The organism is Sulfurovum sp. bin170, from assembly GCF_010892395.1.
Taxonomy (GTDB): domain Bacteria; phylum Campylobacterota; class Campylobacteria; order Campylobacterales; family Sulfurovaceae; genus UBA1140.
The window spans coordinates 1-6,143 of sequence record NZ_JAACKB010000175.1 but is presented as its reverse complement, the minus strand read 5'-3'; the positions used below and the strand labels follow the sequence as shown (position 1 = coordinate 6,143).

The 6,143-nt window shown below is 38.8% G+C and carries 7 protein-coding genes; all 7 read right to left on the bottom strand.

Annotation, left to right across the window (positions count from 1 at the left end; all coding sequences use genetic code 11):
• Positions 1-205: 205 nt before the first annotated feature.
• From atpC to GSY74_RS04045, 7 genes are read right to left on the bottom strand one after another with little or no spacing between them, the layout of a single operon-like run.
• Positions 206-595, bottom strand: coding sequence for an ATP synthase F1 subunit epsilon (atpC, locus tag GSY74_RS04075; RefSeq protein WP_164663831.1), 390 nt, complete (start codon positions 593-595; stop codon positions 206-208).
• A 16-nt stretch (positions 596-611) separates the two neighbouring features.
• On the bottom strand, positions 612-2,018 hold the full coding sequence (gene atpD, locus GSY74_RS04070; RefSeq protein WP_164663830.1) for a F0F1 ATP synthase subunit beta: 1,407 nt from the start codon (positions 2,016-2,018) through the stop codon (positions 612-614).
• Between the two features lie 15 nt (positions 2,019-2,033).
• On the bottom strand, positions 2,034-2,918 hold the full coding sequence (gene atpG, locus GSY74_RS04065) for an ATP synthase F1 subunit gamma (RefSeq protein ID WP_164663829.1): 885 nt from the start codon (positions 2,916-2,918) through the stop codon (positions 2,034-2,036).
• Positions 2,919-2,928: 10 nt separating this feature from the next.
• A complete protein-coding gene (gene atpA / locus GSY74_RS04060; protein WP_164663828.1) occupies positions 2,929-4,443 on the bottom strand; it encodes a F0F1 ATP synthase subunit alpha in 1,515 nt (504 codons plus the stop codon).
• Positions 4,444-4,462: 19 nt separating this feature from the next.
• Complete coding sequence (locus GSY74_RS04055; protein WP_164663827.1) at positions 4,463-4,993, bottom strand: F0F1 ATP synthase subunit delta; 531 nt, start codon at positions 4,991-4,993, stop codon at positions 4,463-4,465.
• A complete protein-coding gene (locus GSY74_RS04050) occupies positions 4,993-5,529 on the bottom strand; it encodes a F0F1 ATP synthase subunit B (RefSeq protein ID WP_164663826.1) in 537 nt (178 codons plus the stop codon). The genes GSY74_RS04055 and GSY74_RS04050 overlap by 1 nt, the downstream gene beginning before the upstream one ends.
• A gap of 13 nt (positions 5,530-5,542) precedes the next feature.
• Positions 5,543-5,965: a F0F1 ATP synthase subunit B' gene (locus GSY74_RS04045; RefSeq protein ID WP_164663825.1), complete on the bottom strand. Its 423-nt coding sequence runs from the start codon at positions 5,963-5,965 to the stop codon at positions 5,543-5,545.
• Positions 5,966-6,143: the final 178 nt, after the last annotated feature.

Here is a 6,143-nt window from a genome sequence, read left to right as displayed (position 1 = left end):
TGTTTCTCTAAGTCTATCAAAATGCATGATATTGTTATTGGTCTATTGATTAATGTTTTGGATTTTGGACTTTTGTTATAATGAAAAATTATATCAACGAAATTGGTACACTACCGAGTATTTAAACAAGTATAATTTTTAGAGATAGAAGCCAAACCAATACAAAACTTGTATTGGCAAAACTCCAAAAGAAAAAGCAAAAAGCCTATCGCCCCTTACTAATCCCATCAATCTTACTCTTAGCAGCAAGAATATCAGCTTTAGAAGAGGATTGAGCTTTCTCAAGCATCTCTCTAGCCTCTTCTAGTTTAGAAGCTAGTTCAGTTCCCTCTGCATTAAGTGCTACTGCACCATCAACAACGCATAGAGTTTTTTCCTCTTCAACTTTGACATAACCACCGTTGACAGCCACAGAAATCTCTTTGGAGTCAGCTGTTTCGATAACCATCACTCCTGCTTTGAGAAGTGAAACTAGTGTCGCATGGTCTGCTAAAACACCAAACTCACCCTCACTTCCAGGGATAGTTACCTGTTTAATCTCATCGTCAAATATGACACCTTCTGGTGTCACAATTTCAAGTTTCATGAGCTTCATATTTTGCTCCTTCTACTTATTTGGTTTTCGCTAAAATCTTTTCATTTTTAGCGATTGCTTCGTCCATATTTCCTACCATGTAGAATGATGCTTCAAGCATATCGTCATATTTACCTTCGATAAGACCTTTAAATCCTGCGATGGTATCAGCGAGTTCAACATAAACACCTGGGCTTCCTGTAAATACTTCAGCAACATGGAAAGGCTGAGAAAGGTATTTCTCTATTTTTCTTGCTCTCTCAACAGTGTTTTTATCTTCTTCACTAAGCTCATCCATACCAAGAATTGCGATAATATCTTGTAGGTCTTTATACTTTTGAAGGATTGCCTGAACACCACGAGCTACTGCATAATGCTCATCACCAATAATTGATGGGTCAAGCATTCGGCTCGTTGAGTCTAGTGGGTCAACTGCTGGATAAATACCTTTTTCTGCGATTGAACGGTTAAGAACTGTGGTTGCATCCAAGTGAGCAAAATCAGAAGCAGGAGCAGGGTCTGTCAAGTCATCCGCAGGGACATATACAGCCTGAACAGAAGTAATTGAACCTTTGGTTGTTGATGTAATTCTCTCTTGGAGTTTACCCATTTCAGACGCTAGTGTTGGTTGGTAACCAACGGCTGATGGAATTCGTCCAAGAAGTGCTGACATCTCTGAACCTGATTGTGCAAATCTAAAGATATTATCAACGAACATAAGTACATCAAGACCCATCTCATCACGGAAATGCTCTGCCATTGTAAGTGCAGTCAAAGCAATTCTGTTTCTAGCCCCTGGAGGTTCACTCATCTGACCATAACAGAGTGCAACTTTGTCAAGTACATTTGACTCTTCCATCTCGAAGTAGAGGTCATTTCCTTCACGAGTTCTCTCACCAACACCAGCAAATACAGAGTAACCACTATGTTTCATCGCAACATTGTTGATAAGCTCCATAATGATAACCGTTTTACCAACACCAGCACCACCAAATAGTCCAACTTTTCCACCTTTATTATAAGGAGCCAAAAGGTCAACTACTTTGATACCTGTCTCAAAAACTTCTGTTTTTGTACTCTGCTCTTCAAATGGTGGTGGGTCTCTGTGAATTGATTTGTACTCTTTTGCAGAGAAAGGACCAGCATCATCAACTGTCTCACCGATAACATTGAAGATTCGTCCAAGAACTTCTTCACCCACTGGAACTTTGATTGAGTCACCAGTAGCTCTCACTTCCTGACCTCTTACAAGTCCTTCACTCATATCCATTGCAATTGTTCGCACACGATTATCACCGAGCTGTGCTGCAACTTCCAAGACCAATCTCTGGTCTCCATTCTCTAATTTAATTGTCGTCTCCAATGCTTCGTTGATTGCTGGAAGATAATCCGTAAAATCAACATCTACAACTGGACCTAGTACCTGTACTACTTTACCTGTCATTATATTTTCTCCTTCTTATTTCAACGATTCCATACCACTGATAATCTCAATGAGTTCAGTCGTAATCGCTTCTTGTCTTGCTTTGTTATACTTCACTGTTAACTTCTGCACCATCTCACCCGCATTTTTGGTCGCTGCGTCCATCGCTTGCATTCTAGCACTATGCTCACCTGCTAAAGATGTAAGTAGTCCGTAGTACATTGAATACTCAATATACTTTCTGACCAATGCGTCCATGAGTGTATCATCATCATCTGGCTCAATCTCTAGCTCAGACATTGAGACAACATTCAACTCGATATTTGACATATCTACTGGTAGAAGTTGCAGTTGGGTTATCTCTTGAGTAATGATATTTACATAGCCATTATAAACCAATATGATTTTATCAGTTTTTCCTGCAATATAATCTTCAACCAATTCTGAGATAAATTTGGCAGCATCTTCATAATTTGGAGATGCACTTAAGCCCTCTATCTGGTTAATCATCTCTCGTTTGTTGTATTTGTAGAAAGCGATACCTTTTTTACCGACACCACTAAGTCTAACCTCTACACCAGCCTCATCAAACTCTTTTAAAAGTTTATTGGTTCGCTTGATGGTTTGGTAGTTAAACCCTCCACAAAGACCTTTATCAGCAGAGACAAATACAATATCAACTTTTGATGGATTTTTGTTCTCTCTAAAGAAAACATTATCTATCTCGCCCTCACTCTGATTCATCTTTTGAGCAATTTCGCTCAAAAGTTCAGTAAGCTTAGAGGCATAAGTTTTGGAGCGTTTCGCTACCTCTTCTGCCCTCTTAAGCTTCGCCGATGAGACAAGTTTCATTGCACGGGTCGTCTTCTGAGTACCTTTGACACTCGAAATCTTCCGTTTAATATCTTTTAAGTTAGCCATTTTTTAGCCCTTATGCCGAAAAAGTTTCGCTGAAATCGTCAAGTGCTTTTGTTAATGCCGATTCTGTATCGTCAGTGATTTTTTTATCAGTTCTGATAGCATCCAAGATAGCAGAATATTTAGCATCCATAAATGGCATCAATTCTGCCTCAAATTTAGTAACAGCCGACACTGGAATATCATCAAGATAACCACCATTTCCTGCGAAAATTATCACAACTTGCTTCTCGATTGGCACTGGTACAAATGGTCCTTGTTTAAGAACCTCAACCATTCTTGCCCCTCGTGCCAATTGCTGTTGACTATACTCATCAAGGTCTGACGCAAACTGTGCAAACGCTTGAAGCTCTCTATACGATGCAAGGTCAAGTCTAAGTGTACCTGCAACCTGCTTAGTAGCTTTGATTTGAGCAGAACCACCAACTCTTGATACTGAAAGCCCAACATTAATAGCTGGTCTTACACCTGAGTTAAATAGGTCAGTTTCCAAGAAAATCTGTCCATCTGTAATAGAGATAACATTGGTAGGAATATATGCCGCAACATCACCTGCTTGTGTCTCAATGATTGGGAATGCTGTAATTGAACCTGCACCATTCGCATCACTAAGTTTCGCTGCTCTCTCTAGTAGTCTTGAGTGAAGATAGAAAACATCTCCTGGATACGCTTCTCTACCTGGAGGTCTTCTCAAAATCAAAGACATCTCTCTGTAAGCAACTGCGTGTTTAGAAAGGTCATCATAGAAGATAACTGCATGTCGGCTAGAGTTCATATAGTACTCAGCCAAAGTAACACCTGCATAAGGTGCAAGGTACTGTAACGCAGCAGAATCAGCAGCAGTAGATGCCACGATAATAGTATACTCCATCGCTCCATGCTCTTCTAGTTTCTTCACCATCGCAGCGATATTTGACTGCTTTTGACCGATAGCAACATAGACACAAGTAACATCTTGACCTTTTTGATTGATAATGGTATCAATCGCCAAAGTTGTTTTACCTGTCTGTCTATCACCAATAATAAGCTCTCTTTGCCCTCTACCAACTGGAACCAATGCATCAATCGCTTTGATACCAGTTTGAAGTGGCTCATGAACTGACTTTCTAGCCATAATCCCTGGTGCTTTCTCTTCAAGAAGTCTTGTCTCTGTAGTCTCTATTGGACCTTTACCATCAATTGGCTCACCAAGTGAATTAACCACTCGTCCAACCATCGCATCACCTACAGGCATTCTAAGAAGTTTTCCTGTTCGCTTAACGCTCATCCCTTCTCTAATTCCTACCATAGAACCAAGAACAACTATACCAACATTTGCCTCTTCAAGGTTAAGAACCATACCGTTTACACCAGTTTCGAACTCTACAACCTCTCCCGCCATAACATTGTTAAGACCATACACAGATGTAATTCCATCCGCAACACCTACTACTTTACCAACTTCGTTGATATCAACACCTATCTCAAAATTCTCAATTCTCTCTTTGATTATCGAGCTAATTTCGTCTGCTTGTAACTTATTTGCCACTGCAACTCCTTCCGTTTATTTATAGTGATTTTGTAATAAAATCAATTAATTGTTCTTTAACTCTCTGCTTAGAGAAGTTTACCTCGATGCCTAAATCTTCAACTGATACTCTTATACCCTCTACGGCAGATTGTGTTTGAGTCAATCTGATAGTAGAACCTGTATATTTTTTAAGAGAGTTCTGCAAATCTTCAAGGTCTGCATCTGACAAAGCGTTACTAGAAGTAACAACTCCCTCATAGTTATTGCTCTCTTTTTGTAACTCTTGGTTGAGACTTCTTGCAATGGTTGGTATAAGGTCAAGACGAGAGTTTTCACCCAAAATCTTGATAAAGTTCTCCAGATTGGAGTCACTCCCTTTGATTCCATCCAATACAAAAGCTGTCTTCTCTGTCGCTGGTATGAGTGGAGAGGTCAATCTCTCTGCCACCTTCTCATCTTGGAGAAGTTCAGCAATAGCACCCAGTACTTCACTATAAGCTATCTTCTGCTCAGATGTTGCCACCTCTGATAGGGCATTAACATATCGTTTTGCGATTAGCTCTTCCATTATGCCACCTTCTTAGATATTAGAGATACAACTTTTGACTCATCAACAGCAATATCATCATTTGAGATACCATCTTGGAGAAGTCTGTTGATAACATTTTTTGCCATCTTTTTACTCTCAAGCTCCATCTTCTCATCAAGACTCTTACCAAGAACAACTAGTGCCTCTTCATTTTTCTTAGCGATATTCTCTGCCAAGATTTTAGCCTCATTTGCACCATCAACAATTAACTCTTTAGCTTTCGCTTTATTATGCACCAACTGTGCTTCTGCCGCTTTTGCCTCATCTTTTGAAGCTTGTAACTTATCTTCAATCTCTTTAAGTTGACTAGCAATATCAGCCTGTCTTCCTTTAAAAAAACTTGCGATTGGACTCGCTGCAAGATAATACAAGAGACCAGCAAAAATACTAAAGTTTAGCACTCTGTACCAGAAATCAGAGTTACTCATCGTAACATCATGATGTCCACTACTAGAAGCTATAGCCACTACAGGAAATACAAAAGCAATAGTTAACGCAATTTTATTTAATTTCATTCTCCATCCTCCTTTATAGACTACTCATCTTGGATTTTAAACTCTCTTTAAAGAGAGGCAAACTTGCCAAGAGAGATTTTTCTAACTCTTCTCTATCTTTAGAGAGTACATCTACAAAAGATTGATATTTAACATCAAGCTCTTTAGTTTTGCTCTCAATTTTACTCTCTGCTAAAGCTTTAGCAGCACTCACTGCCTTTTCTCTAACAGCATTAGCTTCTGCTTTTGCATCAGCAATAATAGCATCAGCTTTAGCGTGCAGTTCATCACTATTTCCCGACATCTCTTTCGCATTTTTTAAATCACCTGCAATAGAATTATCTCTATCATCCATAAACTTTAACAGAGGTTTATAGAGCATTTGATTTAATAAAAATAGAAGAGAGAAGAAAATAACTAAAACAAATAACATCAAACCAAGGTTCAGGTCAAGCATTAAGACTCCTCAAAAAATTTGGCGTATTATAACTTGTAAGTTGTAATATGTTTATTAAAAAGAGTCTCTTTTTGGCTTATAAAAGAGATAAGGGGGGATTAAATGACTCTTGTTACAATTTGTGCCAAAAGAGATGGAATAATTAACGCAACATTGAAAGAAACTCTTCTAGTTCCTT

What these genes read in the sequence shown, in the direction of transcription:
- atpC (WP_164663831.1), bottom strand. Translation starts at nt 595, where the DNA reads ATGAAGCTCATGAAACTTGAAATTGTGACACCAGAAGGTGTCATATTT.
- atpD (WP_164663830.1), bottom strand. Translation starts at nt 2,018, where the DNA reads ATGACAGGTAAAGTAGTACAGGTACTAGGTCCAGTTGTAGATGTTGAT.
- atpG (WP_164663829.1), bottom strand. Translation starts at nt 2,918, where the DNA reads ATGGCTAACTTAAAAGATATTAAACGGAAGATTTCGAGTGTCAAAGGT.
- GSY74_RS04055 (WP_164663827.1), bottom strand. Translation starts at nt 4,993, where the DNA reads ATGGAAGAGCTAATCGCAAAACGATATGTTAATGCCCTATCAGAGGTG.
- GSY74_RS04050 (WP_164663826.1), bottom strand. Translation starts at nt 5,529, where the DNA reads ATGAAATTAAATAAAATTGCGTTAACTATTGCTTTTGTATTTCCTGTA.
- GSY74_RS04045 (WP_164663825.1), bottom strand. Translation starts at nt 5,965, where the DNA reads ATGCTTGACCTGAACCTTGGTTTGATGTTATTTGTTTTAGTTATTTTC.